Here is an 18,020-nt window from a genome sequence, read left to right as displayed (position 1 = left end):
GTCACGAGATGCTTTCTTATTTCACACTACATATCATGAAAGGTCAGAAGATTCTTTTTTACTCGGAATCAACTGACCTTTTTGTTTAACCTTTTTAAGGCTCAGAAATACCGTAAGCCAGTAACAGCAAATAGGACATCATACAGAACGTAATAAGATGGATACCAACGAATAGCCATCTAAGTACTCGATGCTTCGTTTTGTACCCTGTGTATACGCCGACTAACGGAACGATAAACAGAAGCAGGATATAGACAGTTCCAAACCCTTTCAGACTGACTCCGCTCTTCATCAAGAAAAATAAGAAACAAAAACAGATGAATGCAGATAACGAAAGAATACTGTAACGATTCACAAGCCCTCCTCCACTACAAATACAACTTAGCGATTTACCGACTGAAGATTAAAGTATGTCGAGAGCGGCACGATCCGCCCCTGCTCATGCCAGTTCCGATATGCTTCGAAAACGCGTAAGACGTCCCCGTCATATCGTTCCTCGATGAGATGGTGGATTGCGAGAAAGCTCCGCCAATAATCAAACATGATACTCGACAGACTACCAGCATAGGAGGCACTCCCAAATTGATCAATCGAGCGCGCTCCATACTCCTCCTGAAAGAGCTCGACCAGCTCTGTCTCAATTGTCGTAATTCGCTTGAATGCTTCGTCCGACAACAAATGCTTCCGGGGTAGGTGCTCACACATTCCCTCTTCGAACCAGATTCCGTCTTCTCTCTCATCGTCGAATTCATCAACGAACAAATCCAAGTGATGCGTCAGTTCATGAGCAGCAATCGTCAGGACGTGATCTTCCGCAAGCGTTTCGTAGAACGCTCGAATATGCGATACGTCCTTCCCGTCGAGTTGAGACAAAAATAACGTTCGCCATTCTGCAACGTCTGGTGATATGTAAATCAAGTCCTTATTCGTAAATGCCGGAATCGGAATGTCCGAGAAGACGGTCGTCGCGAGTTCCGCTGACGTCCAAACGATTCCTTTCGGCACGGCGATCAGTTGATACTTCTCTTGTAAGATCGTTTGATACTCGTCTAACCGTGCTTGAAAGCGATGCGTGACCGCTTCGTATTTGTCATAGTCGGTTTTTGTCTCAAACGCAAACAGTTGTTTCATGTTCTCTATCACCCTTCATCAAAAAATATACGATTTCATTTTAACATATATTGGATAACGACTAAAAAACTACCTTCTGCAGGTGGTCGTGGATTGCAGATAAACCCTTCTTTCGTTAGTTTAAGTCATAACATTTGGATGTTCGTACGAATAACGGTATTATAGACATATTAAGTCTGTAATTAAGGTGAGAATATGAAATTATCAAAAGCAACCAATTATGCACTCCATACGATGTTATTTTTAGCTGTAAATCATTCTCATGATCATATTGGTGTAGCCTCGTTAGCCAAGCAACAAGGCGTTTCACCCACATACCTCTCGAAGATTTTAACTAAGCTAGTCAAAACGGGTATGGTGATCTCGACTACTGGAGCTACAGGTGGATACAAATTAAAACCAAGTTGGGAAGAGATTTCATTGCTTGATGTCATCATTGCAATTGAAGGCGTACCATCCATGTCTGACGCTTGTCTCAATAACAATCCGAACTGCTTGATTCAGAAATCAATCGAAACTGCTGAACACAAATTTTTAGATTCATTAAGACACACGCTTATTAGTGACTTATCTAATCAAGTTAATGAGACATCATCCATTTGAAACAAGTGATGTCTTTTGCTTTAATTACAGACACTACGACTCTTTAATATCTGTTATATAAAAGGAGGAAATGTTCATGAACGTATATGATTGCATCGTGATTGGCGGAGGTGCCGCCGGATCAGCTGCTGCCCTAACATTAGGAAGAGCTCGAAGAAATATTGTGATTTTCGATGATGCTACAAATCGAAATCGTGTCACACAAGAATCACATGGTTATCTCACTCGAGATGGAATTACACCGTCAGAGTTTAGAGAGATCGGATTAAAAGAACTACAAGCATATCCGTCCATTACGATTTGCAACGAAAAAGTCATCGAAGTAAAACAAGATAATCAGAATCATCTGTTTGAAGTTTCAACCGGTCAGCATCGTTATATAACTGAAACGCTACTACTCGCAACCGGAATTCAAGAAGAATTTCCCCTGGAGGCGATCAAGGAGTATTATGGGCGAAGTTTGTTTAGTTGTCCCTATTGCGATGGCTGGGAGATGCGAGACTTACCCTTAGCTGTCATTGCCGAAGATCCAGCCTTTGCTCACCATTTAGCAAAGCTCGTTTTCAATTGGTCGAACGATTTAGTTGTTTTTACAAATGGTTTTGAACTATCTGAAGACGTTCGGAACGATTTAGATCGTAACCACATTCAAGCATACACAACAAAAATTAAACGCTTACACGGAAAGGTAGGTATTCTAGAACATATTGAATTAGAAGATGGAACAATGGTTGCAAGACAAGGTGGATTCGTCGTTCCTAAATTCTATCGTTCAAACGATTTGGCTCAACAATTACGATGTACATTTGATGAGAGTGGAGCCATCGTAACGGATGGAACTGGTCATACATCCGTCGAAGGGGTATACGTTGCCGGAGAGACTGAAAAAAGCGGTTCTTCTTCTTTATTGATAGCAGCCGCTGATGGCTCCCGTGCAGCTGCAAGCATCAATTTCAATTTATCTTCTAAACGATTTTAAGACTTCAACAAGATGATACAGGCAGTAAATGAATATGACGATCAGTTTGCCAAAGCAAAACTAAAGCAAACACCTTCTTGATACAATCGAGAAGGTCTTTTTTGAATGATATTATCTATACTACACGATGTCATGTTCCATTCGTTTTCTTTGTAATTTATACACTCTTCTCAAGCAATGAACACTCAAAAACAATGACTTCCAAGCTACTGAATCATTTTATTTCTTCTGCAATCATCACGACGACGTTACCGAATTTTCGCCCGGTGTCGACATAACGGTGCGCTTCGACGATCTCATCAAATGAACAGATATGGTCATGGCGGCTCTAAATCGTCCCGCTTCAAACAGTTTATTCAAATAGTGTATATCTTCTTTCCGTTCTCTCGCCACACCTTACCCCGCGACGGATGCAAAGACTCGTTTTGTTTGACGTGCCGTTTCTCTTTCGTCTTATTAATCTTTCCAGACGCATCGAAGACGGCATCGTACTCCAGCAACAATCCATCGTAGCCGTCCCTTGTATAATCGATGACGTGATCGGCACCGAGCGCTTTGACCCGCTCCGCATTTTGTCCATTACAGACAGCCGTCACCTGAAGCCCTTTTGCTTTTGCGATTCGAACAGCAGCCGTTCCGGCAGCGCACGATGCAACGTAAATTAAGATTGGAGTGGACGACAGATGCATACACTTTGATGAGTACTACAGTTGATTTCGGAGCCAAACGAGGTATCACTCTAATATGCAAGACATCCAGTGGTTCGTAGCAGGTACAGATGGCTAGCTTTATCGTAATTCCTCCTCTGATCGAGATGAGGGTATTTTATCAATCATACGTAGTTTATGCCTGAATTCCTTTCATTTCAAAGCAAGAAAGATTTTTCTGATTTGCATCAATCGGTATCACAACTGGTAAAATTTATATAATAATACGATTTCATCTAACCCTATTAACTGACGAAAGTAGGTGCCTGGTTCATGCCGACGCGTCGTTGGCTTTTCGCTTTTATTCTATTCCTTTGTATGCCGCTTGGTGCCTGTACACATCAGGATGATGCACGCATCGTCGAACAGATTGTTGGTGACACGCTGTTTGTTGCTCCGAGTGAACAAAAACCGGACGAACAGTATGCTTTGACAAAGATTCGCGTCACAACGGATACGATCGTGTATGGCAAAACAGATAACACGGCTGACATTCAGACGGGTGACACGATTCAAGTGACGTTTGCAAAGGACTCGGCTGTCGCGATTGAAATCCGTCGAGCAGACAACTGAATCAGAAGGGATTGTCCACAATGCTCCAAATACTTCGCCATCTACGCAATATTTTCATGCTTGCCACTGCGATTTTTGGTTCATCCTATTTTTTTCAAAAGAATATCGGAAATGATCTCATTGGTTTCTTGTACATCGGAATACTAGGTGCGATGGGTCTTTGCATTACCACAGGACTACTCTGGTATCTCAAACGAAAAGAATCGCACGGTTTTTAATAAGCTCATCAAAGGAGACACAATTATGATGATACGTCCGAAAAAGTCACACCGTGTTCAGTTGAAAGTACTCTTCGCGCTTCTGTTCACACTTTCGATGATTGGTGCTGTTTTCGCACCTCATTCTGTCGACGCAGCAACAAAGGAGTATGCATCTTACAAGAAGCTAAAACTCGGCATGACCGCGACAAACGTTGCAAAATCGCTCTACGGAAAATCGTATAGGAAATACATAAAGAAAGAACACGGCGTCACAACACTCAAACAAAAAGCTGCATTACGAGAAATTGAAGATGACTATGCTTTGTACGCTTTTGCCTTTTATCCCTATGAAGTAACAGACGATCATTGGTTTAAGCAAAGAATGCATCTGATTTTCAAGACGAAACAAAACGGTCACACCTTATACCTTGCAGAGAAGGAATACATCCCTAAAACACCGTCAAAGAAACGACTCTTACCTGGAAAGAAGATCAAGCCCGGCATGACGCTAGCTGACGTCGATCGTGTTCTTTCAGGTATAGGACTTGGTGTCATGACGCTTCATCATACAGAAGATTACTCTACGATTGGAGAAGTCTATGCTGAAGGCACAGTCGTGTACCGAGAAAAACAGGGGACGCTTCTCTACTCGTATCGAAATCCAACGGGTGATGCATTAATGATCGTTGCATTTAAATATGATTTCGATCAAAAGAGGTATATCGCTCAAAAATAACGCCGGATACCAAATTTATCTTCGCTAGAATCTTTTCCATGTAAATAACCCCTCATTCCGCTCGAGGAATGAGGGGTTATTTGCATAGAAATGCACAAATATTACAGAGCGTCATTTCTGCGCTGTTCTTTTCTAATCATTCTTAAGCAAGATAACAGGATCATCTGGCCGTCTGTTGTCACCGGGAAAAAATTAAATACATTTGATAAACATAAAATTTTAACTAAGACCCATCCACCGCCATCTCCTTCTATCCAAATACCGAACGAAAATAAAATCGCAGGTGCAGAAGCAGCAATGATTAAATTTTGCCAGTCATTCTGATTATTCTCATAGCGGACGATTGGCGTTAAAAATCGATCGAGTTTCACTGTCGGTCGCCGTCGAAACACCCATGCGAACAATAAATGGATCATTTCGTGTATCGCTACGACAATGAAAATCAGAAGAATATAGCTGATAAGATGCAGAACTGTCTCAGCTGTCATGACGCGCTAACGTTCGCCGCTTCTGTAAGAAGACACCAAACAATGTGAATAAAACGATAAATACCAAATAGAGAACAAGCGCTTGAAGTGTCAACGCGAAGTGTGTATTCAATTCTTCTTTTGTCATTACCGTTGTAATTTTTAATCCTGTCATCGTCGTCACGACACTCGTTTCATTGATTTGAAACAATTCATAAATATAATCGACTAAAAAAATAATTGCCCACAAAACAGTACCAACACCAATTAATTTCGTGATTTTCATTTTGCCACCTCGTATTCTTTCTTTAAAATGAGATATAAAACACCAAGTAAGATCGCTAATGTCGGATACAATGCCCCATCGATACTGACGAGGACAGACAGTAAGACAATTAAAATGATCGTCAACACGGATGCAATCGTCTCATTGATATTACTTTGAGATTTCGGAAATAAAAATCCTGCAATTGTAGCCGCGAAAAAGATATTGATTCCATACATATATGGATTCAAACTGTTTGTCTCAATGATACCGACATATAGTGCCGGTGCCATCAAGATGATGGCGACAGCAAGGAGTGACATGAGTTCCATCAAGGGATGGATCCGGTACAGTCCGTACAACTTTCTAACTGCTAATGTTGCGTCTGCATATGTAATCGTCACTACTCCAAGTATCGGCAATAAGAACAACCAGAGTTGAAAAGTTCCCCCCCACCCGACTTGGTACCATGCTCCGATTGACATCACACCAAGTAATGCCCAAAAGTACAGAAAGTTTTTACTTCGGATGATTGCAGGCATAGTAGTCGCTAAACCAATATTGAAAGCAGGCAATCCTAACTTGAAGTAATTCTGCCGGACATACAAATGGTTTCGAGCAAAGAAAACTGCATGAAGAGTATAGGCAATCGTGCCAACGACAAGACTCGTCATCAACATAACTAGCGTGATCGTTAAAATCGAATACGGTAACGTACTAACCCATACATCAACCTGAAATCGTGTTTTTAATAAATGAAGTGTCACGAGACCCACTAATACTAGATCAAGAATGAAACTGAAAATAGTACGCTTCATACCTGATAAACGATGCAATACTGCTGCATGGAGACAATCCAATAACCAAAAGCTACTGATGAATACAGTATGAAGTGTTATTAAAACAAGCAGTGCCGTTCCCAAGCGCATAGGAATTAGTTTCAGTGCTGGTGCAACGATGATCATCAGTAATTCGAAAAAGACTAGGGCAACAGAGAGTTTAAATAATCGCTGGCTGATATTGACTTCTCTTTCTGAGAATGGAAGTGTCTTCGCAAAAAATAAAGAGTTCCGATTCAATGAGACGGTTCCATTAATTAAAACGAACATAAAGGTACCTAAAATAAAGACGACATTAAAATAACTACTGAGTGTCATCTTACCTGCCAGCAAGCGTGTTGTCTCATCTGCTTCCACTGCATTATTCGATAGGGTGGAGAGCTGAACCATGTTTAGATAAAAGTATCCAAGATAGATGCCAATTAGAAGAATACCTAACACGTACCGATTCATCCGACTTTTAAAAAAAGGACGATTGAAAAGTCCATGAAACGTATCATTAAAGAAGAATTTCAGTAGACATAAAATGTTTGCTGACGATGTCGAGCTTTTCACGTAAGACCTCCTCTTGTTTAATAACATCCGTCAATTCCTCTGGAGTTCCTTCAAAATTGACAAGTGAACCTTGTCTCATAAGTCGTATATCTTCTGGAAAACGATCAATCGTATTTCGTTCATGAGAGACGATAATCACTTTTTTCGTCGTGCTGACTGCTGCAAACAGTTCCTGAACGAGCAAAGACGTATCAAAATCAAGTCCGCCGAAAATTTCATCAGCAATTATATAGTCAGTATTGGCAGCAATGGCTGCGACAATTTGAATTTTTTTCTTCATACCAAAGGAATACGACTCAATGGTTTTATTTTGACCGTCCGCCAAATCGAGTAAGTCCATTAAAAGAGGAGCTTTACCCTCTTCACTTGTCTCATATCGACTTAAAACGAACTGTACATATTCCTTACCAGTCATGTAGCCTGGTAAATAAAAGTCAGAAGGAAGATAGAAAAATTTAGATTTGTATGCCTGACTACCAGGTGGAATACCATCAATTCGAATGCCGCCACCGTCAGCTTCTAGCAAATTCGTCAACATATTCAATAGTGTCGTCTTTCCACTGCCATTTGTTCCAACTATGACAGAGACACCCGTTGAAGAAAATGATGCTGATAACGCATCGATAACGCGATTCTTTTTAAATGATTTTGTCAAATCATCGATTTCAATCATGTTTCTACCTCCTGAAAGAAGCGGGAGCTCTACGAGCCCCCGCCAGTTAAGTACGTTACGAGGCTTTACAGCCAATTCCCATTTGCCAGAACTTTGGCCAGTTTAATTTCACGTTTCCATTAAAGCTGTAACCTCGACTTGTGCAATAGAACGCATATGCAAATACTCCTACTAAAATGACAAGAGCGAAAACCATCCAGAACCATTTGTTTTCGATCATGTTGAAGAACTTTTCTTCCAAAGATAATTGATACGACACGAACATAGCAGACATCCGAACTCCTCCTTTCTCTGTCAAGATAGAAAGTCATTCACTCTGATGAAACATGGCATTAGTTCTTGAAAGAGAAAATTAAAACTTTCTTCCACTTGATCGTAACAAATATTCCAAAATCAGGAACCCGCCCTATAGACTCAAATCAATCATGTTGTATTCATGACTTTCTTATCAAGGGATTTCTCAATACTAGTACTTTATTGACTTGTTTTATTGATATCTGATAAAAACCGCCCAAAAAATTTAAGGATTTTTCACAGTTGATGGAGTAAATATAATAAAAGATTTTTCTAATGATTACTTACTGTACAACTTATTTATTTCCAGAAAATTTGAGCGCAAAAAAAGGATCGACCATAATGTCGAACCTTTTTTCTGGCGATTAAGACGAAACAACCTCTCCGCCTGTCAAATTGATATGTCCTTCACCCCATGCGCACATCGCGTCAAGAATCGGCTTCAGCGACCAGCCGTACTCGGATAACGAGTAGACGACTTTCGGTGGGACTTGTTCAAAGACCGTCCGGATGATGATACCGTCTTCTTCTAACTCCCGTAATTGTTGCGTCAGCATCTTTTGCGTAATCGTCGGCATCAGCTTACGGAGCTCACTCGTCCGACGCTCACCTTTGATCAAATGACACATGATGACGACCTTCCACTTTCCACCGATGACTTCTAGTGTTGCTTCGACCGGGATATTGTATGCCATATATGATCCATCCTTTCGAGATTCCGTTGAGAACATAGGCACTTTTTAGTGCCTATCGTACTTGAAAGTGCGTACTTCCCAAGCGGATTGGCTGGCTATATGATAGCAATTGTCAACGGAAAGTACAATCTCCTTTTAGACCTTGCATCCAAAAGAACGAGTAGGGTACTTTTTAGTGCCTATCGCACTTTAAAGTACGTACTTCCCGAAAGGAACAACCCCCGTTATGCTGGGGTCATGTCAAACGGATCATGTTTGGTCGGGCCCACTGAATACGATCCCTACTGAAATCATTTTAGGAGGAATCCCCATGAATCAATTAAATCAACAGGTACAGGAGGAACAGGCTCCAAGAAACGGCGGACTTGCCCTGCTCGCTCTAGCAATCAGCGCCTTTGGGATCGGTACGACGGAATTCGTTCCCGTTGGACTGCTCGCAGCAATCGCTGGTGACTTAAATATCGGTATCACACTCGCTGGTCTCATCATCTCTGGTTATGCAATCGGTGTCGCCGTCGGAGCACCGATTTTGACGGCACTGACGAACCGGATGAATCGGAAGACGTTACTGATGGCGTTGATGGTCGTCTTCATCGCCGGTAACCTGATCTCCGCGATCTCACCGACATTTGAATTGTTGATCGTCGCCCGTTTCATCACGGCGTTCTCGCACGGTGTCTTCTTCTCGATTGGTGCGACGATTGCTGTCCAGCTCGTACCGGAGCATAAAAAAGCAAGTGCCATCGCCTTGATGTTTACCGGTCTGACGGTCGCGACCGTCACGGGTGTCCCGCTTGGTACATTCATTGGTCAATCGTTCGGCTGGCGCGCGACGTTCTTCGCGGTTGCTGCACTCGGAATCATTGCGATCATCGCAAGCTTCTTCTTGATTCCAAAAGACTTGAAACAATCACCACCTGCTAAGTTCTCCGACATGTTCAAATTGTTGACGAACGGACGATTGATGCTCGGCTTCTTGATCACTGCCCTCGGTTACGGTGGAACGTTCGTCGCCTTTACGTACTTGACACCGATCATGCAGGACGTCACGAAAATCAGTCCGAGCTTAATCAGTATCATTCTGCTCGTCTACGGAATCGCCGTCGCAATCGGGAATACGGTTGGCGGAAAACTCGCGAATGGTAACCCGATTAAAGCATTGTTCTATATGTTCATCATCCATGCCATCGTCATGATCGCCCTCTCGTTCATGATTCCATTCAAGGTCGCTGGCATCATAGGGATCATCTTAATGGGACTTCTTGCCTTCATGAACGTACCGGGACTTCAGCTCTATATCGTCCAGTTAGCTGAAAAATATGTCCCAGCAGCAGTTGATGTCGCCTCTGCCTTAAATATTGCAGCCTTCAATATCGGCATCGCACTCGGAGCAACGATCGGTGGTCTCGTCACCGATACGATCGGACTCGTCCACACGCCATGGGTCGGCGCTATCATGGTCATTCTTGCCGTCATCTTGACTGGTTTCTCACGTCGTCTCGAACAGCAGTAAAAGAAGATTTTCATGTTTAACGATCGCATGAGTGTACGATGAGCTCGGCTACAATCATCGATACGCTCGCTCTGTATGTTGAACTGCATTCTCTACCACTCACGTAATCCGCCAAAGGCACTGTTCGCATGAGCAGTGCCTTTGGCGGATTTTGTTCACAATTTTAAAAAAGAACACACTTACCTCTTTACTTTTGAGTTCTTATGAACTTATAATAAATTCATGATAACAAATTACTTCAAAGGAGGAAGCGCTGTTGACACTACTCATTGCTTTTCTAGCCATCGTTTTCATCATGCTCGCCCTTGACCTTGGAGTCTTTCATCGCAAGGCACATGAAGTTTCGCTTCGGGAGGCTTGGACGTGGACGTTCGTCTGGATCGCGATTGCTGTCGCCTTCGGAGGCTGGCTCTATATTGATCAAGGTAGCGCCGCTGCTGTCGAATATACGAGCGTGTACTTCATTGAGAAGGCTCTCGCGATCGATAACGTCTTCGTCTTCTCACTCGTCTTCGCGTACTTCGCAATTCCATTGAAGTACCAGCACAAAGTCTTGTTCTGGGGTATTCTCGGTGCAATCTTCTTCCGCGTCATCTTCATCGTCGCTGGTGTCTCGCTACTTGAGAACTTCGCTTGGGTGTACTACATCTTCGGAGCGTTCCTCGTCTACACAGGTTGGATGATGTACAAGAACATCGGTCAAGAGACGTCGCTCGAAGACAACAGAACGATTCGTTGGTTAGAGAAACGTTTACCGATCACACAAGACATCTCGTCTGGTAAGTTCGCAAAACGAATTGATGGGAAGTTGTTCTTCACGCCTCTCTTGATCACCCTACTCTTCATCGAAGTATCAGATATCGTTTTCGCCGTCGACTCAGTCGCTGCAAGCTTCGCGTACTCACGTGATCCGTTCATCATCTTCTATGCGAACATCATGGCCATCCTTGGACTTCGTAGTCTCTACTTCGTCCTCGCGAACTTGATTGATCGTTTCTACTACTTGAAACACGGTTTAAGCTTCATGCTCGTCTTCATCGGAGCGAAGATGATTTTCAGTGACGTCTACAAAATGCCAATCTGGATGTCGCTCGGTACGATCGTCCTCGTCATCCTGATCAGCGTCTTCTACAGCTTCTACAAGACGAAGCCGGGAAAATAATCAATCGTACAGCAACAGGGAGTGGATCCGTTGATCCACTCCCTGTTTATGTTAGCCGACCTGTTCAATCCGACCTTGATTGATGCGGTAGACGGAGTCGCAAAGCGCATCGATGTCTTGTTGATTATGACTCGTCAAGATGATCGTCTTCCCTTCTTTTTTGAAGGACAATAATAGTTCTCGCAGACGCAGGACACTATCGTGATCGAGCCCATTGAATGCCTCATCCAAAATCAAGATGTCCTGCTTTTCCATAATGGCTTGGGCAATCGCGAGCTTTTGTTTCATCCCGAGCGAATACTGTTTGACCTTCTGCCGATTACCGGGCTGTAAGCCGACGGTCCGCATCGCCTGTTCAATCTCGGCATCGGTGACCACTTTCCGGATTGCTGCGAGTTGTTTTAAGTTCTCAAATCCTGATTTATGGGCGATATAGCCCGGTCGATCGATGATGACACCGACGTTTTCCGGAAAGCGTCGCGTCTGACCGAGCTGTTCATTTCGAACTGTGATCGTTCCTGCGTCCGGATGAATGAAGCCGCAAATCATCTTGAACAAGACCGATTTCCCTGAACCGTTTGGTCCAGTGATGCCGACGATATCTCCTTTTTGAATCGTCAAATCGATATCTTCGAACAAGGGGTTGCCTTGATACCCTTTCGTGACCTGCTCTAGTTTAATCATTTCCACGAAATGTCCTCCTTATATACGAATGCTTTTTTGAAACAGAAAGTATAACCAGACAAGTGAAAGCGCAAGATAGATCAGCAAGACGAACAATAGATGTGTCAGACTGAACGACTGAAGCTGAGCGAATCCGTTCAGTCCGGACGGAAAGATTCCGTATTGATTGAAGTTTGGCAACAAGAAGACGGATAAGACACCAAACAACCCGAGCATCGCGTAACCGTCCGGAAATTGCCACAGTAAGATGAAGCTCAAAAGCGAATAAAGCATCAGTTGAAGCATCGAGATACCGATCAGTTGTAGAAGCAATTGCATCGACGAAATCGATAAGAGACTAGTCGAAAGTGACAACGATAACCCTTGCAATATTCCGATACCTGTTGTTCCGATGATTAGAAACGCGAGGGCAAGTAGATAGAAACGTCCTTCCCTAACGAAGACATGAAACGCCCATTTCTCGAGCCGTTGGTAACGCATCCACGTGTATGGTCCGATTGCCGTCATTTGATTTTGCAGACGCAATTGACTTAAATAAGCAAGTCCGAAAAAAAGAATCAGATACGACATGAGTTGAAGAAACGAACTGTCCATTGCATTGACACCGTAAAATGCGACGACGAAGAGATCACCGATCGTTTGTAGCTCAGTCGACGCTCGGTTACTACTGAGGAAGATATACAGACTGGCAATCATCGCATAGGTGAGATACGGTACGAACTCCTTTCGTGAAGTCAGTAGCTGACGAAGCGGTCGCATCCATTGGACCGATAGATAGATCAGCGCAATCGCAATACTGAGGACGATGAGTGCCATCCAAGGATGCATTCTATTGGATACAGCCCCGACAGAGAAATACGCGGCGGCTGAAAAGAACTCTCCTACTCCAAACGATGATTTAAAACTGAAGATACACCAAATCACTACCACTGCCGCCTGTAGCAACAAGCCCTTATGCTTTTCATGCAATAGAAACGCAAGACACATGAACCCATGTAACATAATGCTCGCAAGCAACCAAAGAATCGGTTGTAAAAAAATCACTGACAGTGGTGAGCGAAAAGTCGCGCTGAGATGATGACTTATGTTGCCACTGGTCGAGATTTGACTGTATGTACTCCATTGCAACGTAAACGATTGATCGCTGGCACTAAGAAGACTCAGTAGCAAGACGCATCCGAACAAGGGTAGGACGGCACGTAAATACCATTTTGTCGAGTAGTATAGCCAGTTCCGAAATGAGCCGACCCGAATCAAAATCGACGGTTCATATTGCTGTTCAATCATTCGAAACGAGAGGAACAAGAGTAACGGCATCAGGAAAAAGAGTAACAGGTACATATCATTTTGAATCGCAAACGTGATGTCCCACGCGTTGACGTTTCTGCCGAACTCCTGCGCCTTCGTCAATACTTCTTGCCGTCTATACCATGCGACGTAACTGATCACGAGGATGAATAAACTCTTCAGTACAATCAAAATATTCCGTGTCTTCATCATGACTGAAAGCTCCACTCCGGTTTCGGTCGAATCATCGTCAGGTAGAGCGTGAAGTTAACAACGATTAAAACAGTAAACGGTACGAACACTGTCCAAAGCGGCTGCTCCGTGATGTTAAACGGAAAGACCGTACTGATAGGTGAGAATTGTGGAGCTTGCATCATACCAGCGACGAAGTTAAAGATATGGTAGGCGACGAACGGTAATGAAATTGCGAGATAGACTTGTTCGAGCGATAAGATCAACAGGTAAGCAAGTGTCGCGTACACTGCTCCGTTGAGTCCAATCCAAGCGGCGTAAAGAACGGCATAGAGTAACGGGTGAATGTCCACCAAGAATGAAAATGCATTCGTTACGTCATGCGTCTTTTCGCTTAGCGGCGTGTAATTGACTAGACCGAAAAACGGTTCGACATAACGAATGAGGACGAACGTGACGATTGTCATTAAAAAGAACACAAATCCTGTCAGCATCACATTGACGAAACCGACCGCAAATAGATAATCCTTTAGACTGGCACGCGTTCGAACGTATGTCAGATAGTTATCCTTGTATTCAGCGATGAAGATCGGCAAGAAAATCAAGACTGCAAGTATCGGAAACAGCATCGGGATCGTTCCTGACAGCGTCTCTTCGAATACTTCTGTCGGTAGGAAGAACTGGTAACTCTTATAAATGAAACTGAACTGAAGAGTTGGTAAACCGATGATGATCAAAAGATAGAGTACACATTGCTTCACCGTGAATGCTTGTGACCAAATCAGCTTAATTTGTTGCGACATATGACCCCTCCTATTTTCGTAATGCCCAAAACCAATAACCCAGTACATTAAAGAATACGACTGAGACGATACTTAATAGATGCAATCGTCCTGCATGATAAAGCTTGATGACGCTCCAAATGATTGATGTCACGAGATAAATCGTCAAGCCGACTAGCGCAAGCACAGCACCGAATTTCGTAACATCGAAACTTTCTGTCGTTGTCAGGTGCTGTTCGTCAATCAGATACATGCCATGCGAAGTGAACAGCTCCGGTAACCAAATCGATCGGTGAACCGTGAAGTCACGCGAGGACGAAACGTCTTGTCCGGAAATCGATATTAGTAACAGATGCTCTTCTAAAATGCGTTCGTAAGATTCAATCGAACGTTCATTGCCATAAAAGGCATCCGCATAGGCGAGCGACTGATGCTGGCTCAACATCATCGTGCCGATAAAGAACACTATCGTTGCAGCGGCGATGCTGATTCCGATGCGGAGCAACCACGAAGCGAAAATCCGCTCTTTTCGATAGACCCACGTCAAGAGCTGATCGACATGCTCCTTACTACCGTAACGATACATGGCAAGCTTCGTCGCTTCTTCTTCCGAATAACCTTGAATCATCAAGTCTCGCACCGATTGTTCAAGATGACTTCGCGTCTCTTCCATGACGTCGATGATTTCCGGATCCGTCACATCCGCATCTTGATACAAGTCATGGACAAAATGATCGAGTTTATTCAAGCGCGCCGTCTCCCTCTTCAAGAAACTTCGGTAGTAGCTGCTTTAGAAAACGCCATTCAAGTCGTTTTTTCGCAAGAAGGATTTTCCCTTCAGTCGTCAGCGCATAATATTTACGTCGTCCGCCGCCCGCTGCTTCGTCACTCCAATAGGATATGACGAATCCTTTTTTCTCGAGGCGTTTGAGTGACAAATAGAGTGTTGCCTCTTTCAGTTCGAACTGCTCGTCTGACGTTTGCCGGATCGTCTTCGCGATTTCATACCCGTATCGGTCTTGTTCGTTCAGCAACGACAAGATGATCGTGTCGACGTGCCCCTTTAATAATTCTTTATCGATTTCCATCTCGTACAACCCCTTCCTTATTCTGGATGTCTCAGTTCCTTAACGATAAACTGAATTACTCTGTAATGCAAAGTACTTTTTAAAACTTATGGGAATGAATCAACAAAAAAGCACACTCCTTTTCAAGAGCGTGCTCGGTCGGTTCAGTTCAATAAGTCGTTTACTTTCTTCGAATCTTCAATATATGGCTTCGTGAACGCCTTCAGTGCTTTCTCATTATCGTACGTCGTAAAGTCTTTTCCATACCAATCGCGCAGCTGTTGTTTCTTAAAGTGATACGAAGCATCCTCGATCGTCATGTTGACACGGTCGACATTCGGAATCAATGTGAACAGTGCTGTTGCATTGTAGATTGCCGTACGATTGCTTTTTTGTTCGACCTGTCCTTCTTCGTATCCAGCATAACGTAACGTTAGTTGATACGGCTTTTCTTTCGTCGCAAGTTCCATTTTCTTTAACTGATCGCCATGTGGTAACTGTTGAACGATGTCTCGTACGCTACTGTTATCTCCTAGATATGTACCTTGTTGCTTAAATAAATCGGTTTGTGTCGCTGCTGTTCCACAACCACCGAGTATTAGCATGCCGCTCGCTAAAATGATTGCACCAACTGTCTTTTTCATTTTTATTTCCCCCAATACGTTGACTCGTTCTCATCCTAATAAACGAATCAAGTAAAGAAAAGTTTCAAAATAAAGGAAATCAACGCTTTGATAAACTCGATGCCCTTTGTTTTAAGTAGAGTAGGCTGTACCCAGTACCTCCACCTGTAGCAATCAAAAACTTTATAATTTTAAAACGAGTGAACCCTTCAATGACGTACCCTTTTATCTTTTGAGTCAAAGTTGCTTCGGGAATCCAATCGATCGTATATCCGATGCTAAAGGATAAAAGCAAACTGAGGAATAAATAAGTGATGACAAAACTAAGAATAAATCTTTTGATGATCATGTTATTCCCTCTTTTTCTAAATGTAATAAAATAACTTATTTTTATATAATAAGTAAATAGATTAAGAAATATCTAAAACAACAACCTATTTACCTATATTTTGTTAATTACTATGTTACTCTATTACTATTCGAAAAGTTCGAAAATCTATCTGTACCTATTTATGGAGGTCTTAGATGCTACAACTGTCTAACTTACTCATTCTGCTTCTTTTATTCGTTTTACTGACAACCGGACTCGTTTTTTCTTTATTTTGGATCATCAAAAAAATCAAATCTTAATCACGACAACCCGGTCTCTCAAAGGAGAGAAGCCGGGTTGTTGTTCGTTTCATAGAGTTGTTGGATACGATGCACGATGTCGTTCGCCGTTCCCGGTACAGGTGGCATCCAAAGCCCTGTCACTGGACCGTAGACGACGGGATTGATTGCCACTTCGTAACCCCCATACGGATGTTCTTCCGCAGTTGGCAAATAACCGATGTAACCGTTCGTATAGCCCCCGAAAAAAGCGAGTTCCGTTTGACGGATTTGCTTTATCTGTAGCGCTGTCTCACAGAACGGCTCCATCGGAATGCCTGAGAACGACCCTTCGTTTAGTTCAAACAATTGAACTTCGAGCGGGATGGTGAGTGTTGCTCCCGATCGTTCCTGAACGTATGCTAACCAGCGTGCTGCACTGACGCCCCATGTCTGTTCAGCGTAATCCGCCATGTCTCGTAATACGTTCATAGCCGGTACTTCTGTTAAACGCATCGGATGAATGCATGACTGAATCCGGTGGTGCGTTAACGGTTGAAACGACACAGCTGGAATCGTCGTCAAGACATGACCACTTAAAGTAAACGCCATTTTTTGAAGACTCTCTATGTCACCACGATATTTCGCATTGATGTTCCCCGTCGCGCCTTGAACAATCACGACCGGGCAGCCGAGTGCCTGTTCGAGTATCGTTCGAGTGACTCCCGGATAATCACCGGATAAGACGACACTGTCTGATTTCAAGACGTTCGGATGCGCCGTACAAAAGACAAAAGCTCCGACGAGACCCGCATCACCGGTCCGACGAATTAACAATGTTCCAATTCGGTCATCCGCCACCCCAGACGGATCTGTTCCCATCACCGCTTGTCCATTTATTTTCTCCCGTCGGTTGACGCCGAGTTTTCCGGTCGTCACACCCCAACCAATCTCGACCAACTGCATCACTTCGCTTGCTTTGACCGCAGATACAATCGCTTGTTGCGTCAAGATCGTTTTATAGGCGACGGTCAACGGTTCGTTTCCTGCTGTCGCTGGTCCCGAATGCGTATGCGTGTAAACGACTGTGATCTGTTCCTTCGACACGTCTAGCTGACCCGCGATTCCTTCACGGATGACATCCGTATCGGCGACGAGCATGCCGATGTTATCGATGCTGACGAAGACCGATGTCGTCTGCTCGCTTTCAAAGATACTCGCTGTGACATATAGCGGATCGTGTATGCTTGCAATACCGACTTCTCGGTGATAACCGATGAAGGCAGTACCGAGCGGCGGATTGATTACTTCCCGATGCATTCCAAAACGACTCATGTCTGACGTCCCCCCTTTGAACAACATACCATTTATTCCATATAATAACATTAACTGCAGTAGAGGAGGA

General features: G+C 43.4%; 21 protein-coding genes. 6 read left to right on the top strand and 15 right to left on the bottom strand.

Translation table 11 applies throughout. The features are described from left to right. Positions 1–381: 381 nt before the first annotated feature. Positions 382–1,131 (bottom strand): hypothetical protein, encoded by a 750-nt coding sequence (locus tag VJ374_RS07295; protein WP_329470841.1) that lies wholly within the window; start codon positions 1,129–1,131, stop codon positions 382–384. 195 nt (positions 1,132–1,326) lie between these two features. Here VJ374_RS07295 and VJ374_RS07290 point away from each other — a divergent pair, with 195 nt between their 5' ends. Both VJ374_RS07290 and VJ374_RS07285 read left to right on the top strand, forming a co-directional pair. After that, positions 1,327–1,734 (top strand): RrF2 family transcriptional regulator, encoded by a 408-nt coding sequence (locus VJ374_RS07290; protein ID WP_329470840.1) that lies wholly within the window; start codon positions 1,327–1,329, stop codon positions 1,732–1,734. Between the two features lie 76 nt (positions 1,735–1,810). Further along, positions 1,811–2,713, top strand: a complete 903-nt coding sequence (locus VJ374_RS07285; RefSeq protein WP_329470838.1) for an NAD(P)/FAD-dependent oxidoreductase — start codon at positions 1,811–1,813, stop codon at positions 2,711–2,713. 356 nt (positions 2,714–3,069) lie between these two features. Here VJ374_RS07285 and VJ374_RS07280 read toward each other — a convergent pair whose 3' ends face one another. Continuing rightward, positions 3,070–3,402 carry a zinc-binding dehydrogenase gene (locus VJ374_RS07280; protein ID WP_290773729.1) on the bottom strand — a complete coding sequence of 111 codons (333 nt, stop codon included), beginning with the start codon at positions 3,400–3,402 and terminating at the stop codon, positions 3,070–3,072. A gap of 291 nt (positions 3,403–3,693) precedes the next feature. On the opposite strand from VJ374_RS07280, the gene VJ374_RS07275 reads away from it, so the two are divergent. Together VJ374_RS07275 and VJ374_RS07270 are read left to right on the top strand one after the other, a co-directional pair. Then, positions 3,694–3,993 carry a hypothetical protein gene (locus VJ374_RS07275; protein ID WP_329470836.1) on the top strand — a complete coding sequence of 100 codons (300 nt, stop codon included), beginning with the start codon at positions 3,694–3,696 and terminating at the stop codon, positions 3,991–3,993. 246 nt (positions 3,994–4,239) lie between these two features. After that, positions 4,240–4,929 carry a hypothetical protein gene (locus tag VJ374_RS07270; RefSeq protein ID WP_329470835.1) on the top strand — a complete coding sequence of 230 codons (690 nt, stop codon included), beginning with the start codon at positions 4,240–4,242 and terminating at the stop codon, positions 4,927–4,929. Positions 4,930–5,030: 101 nt separating this feature from the next. On the opposite strand, the gene VJ374_RS07265 is transcribed toward VJ374_RS07270, so the two are convergent. From VJ374_RS07265 to VJ374_RS07240, 6 genes are all read right to left on the bottom strand, one after another. After that, positions 5,031–5,417, bottom strand: a complete 387-nt coding sequence (locus VJ374_RS07265) for a DUF3267 domain-containing protein (protein WP_290773723.1) — start codon at positions 5,415–5,417, stop codon at positions 5,031–5,033. Continuing rightward, complete coding sequence (locus tag VJ374_RS07260) at positions 5,407–5,682, bottom strand: hypothetical protein (protein WP_035408250.1); 276 nt, start codon at positions 5,680–5,682, stop codon at positions 5,407–5,409. The genes VJ374_RS07265 and VJ374_RS07260 overlap by 11 nt, the downstream gene beginning before the upstream one ends. Then, positions 5,679–6,941, bottom strand: coding sequence for a hypothetical protein (locus VJ374_RS07255; protein WP_235513999.1), 1,263 nt, complete (start codon positions 6,939–6,941; stop codon positions 5,679–5,681). Before VJ374_RS07255 ends, VJ374_RS07260 begins: the two co-directional genes overlap by 4 nt. A 58-nt stretch (positions 6,942–6,999) precedes the next feature. Further along, on the bottom strand, positions 7,000–7,728 hold the full coding sequence (locus VJ374_RS07250; protein WP_056061018.1) for an ATP-binding cassette domain-containing protein: 729 nt from the start codon (positions 7,726–7,728) through the stop codon (positions 7,000–7,002). Positions 7,729–7,783: 55 nt separating this feature from the next. Further along, positions 7,784–8,002 (bottom strand): hypothetical protein, encoded by a 219-nt coding sequence (locus VJ374_RS07245; protein WP_035408256.1) that lies wholly within the window; start codon positions 8,000–8,002, stop codon positions 7,784–7,786. A gap of 385 nt (positions 8,003–8,387) precedes the next feature. Continuing rightward, positions 8,388–8,717, bottom strand: coding sequence for a winged helix-turn-helix transcriptional regulator (locus tag VJ374_RS07240; RefSeq protein WP_035408258.1), 330 nt, complete (start codon positions 8,715–8,717; stop codon positions 8,388–8,390). A 310-nt stretch (positions 8,718–9,027) separates the two neighbouring features. Between VJ374_RS07240 and VJ374_RS07235 the strand changes: the two genes are divergently transcribed. Beyond that, complete coding sequence (locus VJ374_RS07235; RefSeq protein ID WP_035408260.1) at positions 9,028–10,230, top strand: MFS transporter; 1,203 nt, start codon at positions 9,028–9,030, stop codon at positions 10,228–10,230. 256 nt (positions 10,231–10,486) lie between these two features. Then, positions 10,487–11,392: a TerC family protein gene (locus tag VJ374_RS07230; protein ID WP_056061010.1), complete on the top strand. Its 906-nt coding sequence runs from the start codon at positions 10,487–10,489 to the stop codon at positions 11,390–11,392. A 51-nt stretch (positions 11,393–11,443) separates the two neighbouring features. On the opposite strand, the gene VJ374_RS07225 is transcribed toward VJ374_RS07230, so the two are convergent. From VJ374_RS07225 to VJ374_RS07195, 7 genes are all read right to left on the bottom strand, one after another. Beyond that, positions 11,444–12,076, bottom strand: coding sequence for an ATP-binding cassette domain-containing protein (locus VJ374_RS07225; protein ID WP_375092144.1), 633 nt, complete (start codon positions 12,074–12,076; stop codon positions 11,444–11,446). A gap of 18 nt (positions 12,077–12,094) precedes the next feature. Next, on the bottom strand, positions 12,095–13,573 hold the full coding sequence (locus VJ374_RS07220; protein WP_329470830.1) for a hypothetical protein: 1,479 nt from the start codon (positions 13,571–13,573) through the stop codon (positions 12,095–12,097). Then, positions 13,573–14,358: an ABC transporter permease gene (locus VJ374_RS07215; RefSeq protein WP_329470829.1), complete on the bottom strand. Its 786-nt coding sequence runs from the start codon at positions 14,356–14,358 to the stop codon at positions 13,573–13,575. Before VJ374_RS07215 ends, VJ374_RS07220 begins: the two co-directional genes overlap by 1 nt. Before the next feature lie 10 nt (positions 14,359–14,368). After that, positions 14,369–15,085, bottom strand: a complete 717-nt coding sequence (locus VJ374_RS07210; protein WP_329470826.1) for a hypothetical protein — start codon at positions 15,083–15,085, stop codon at positions 14,369–14,371. Then, the gene (locus VJ374_RS07205) at positions 15,078–15,425 is read right to left on the bottom strand and encodes a PadR family transcriptional regulator (RefSeq protein WP_290749936.1); all 348 of its coding nucleotides are present in this window, start codon (positions 15,423–15,425) and stop codon (positions 15,078–15,080) included. Before VJ374_RS07205 ends, VJ374_RS07210 begins: the two co-directional genes overlap by 8 nt. Before the next feature lie 143 nt (positions 15,426–15,568). Then, the gene (locus VJ374_RS07200) at positions 15,569–16,048 is read right to left on the bottom strand and encodes a DUF4825 domain-containing protein (RefSeq protein WP_329470825.1); all 480 of its coding nucleotides are present in this window, start codon (positions 16,046–16,048) and stop codon (positions 15,569–15,571) included. 627 nt (positions 16,049–16,675) lie between these two features. Next, the gene (locus tag VJ374_RS07195; RefSeq protein WP_290749927.1) at positions 16,676–17,950 is read right to left on the bottom strand and encodes an alkaline ceramidase; all 1,275 of its coding nucleotides are present in this window, start codon (positions 17,948–17,950) and stop codon (positions 16,676–16,678) included. Between the last annotated feature and the right edge of the window lie 70 nt (positions 17,951–18,020).

It is taken from the genome of Exiguobacterium sp. 9-2 (genome assembly GCF_036287235.1).
GTDB lineage: Bacteria > Bacillota > Bacilli > Exiguobacteriales > Exiguobacteriaceae > Exiguobacterium_A.
The sequence above is the reverse complement of the archived record's forward strand: the minus strand, read 5'-3'. Positions and strand labels throughout refer to the sequence as shown.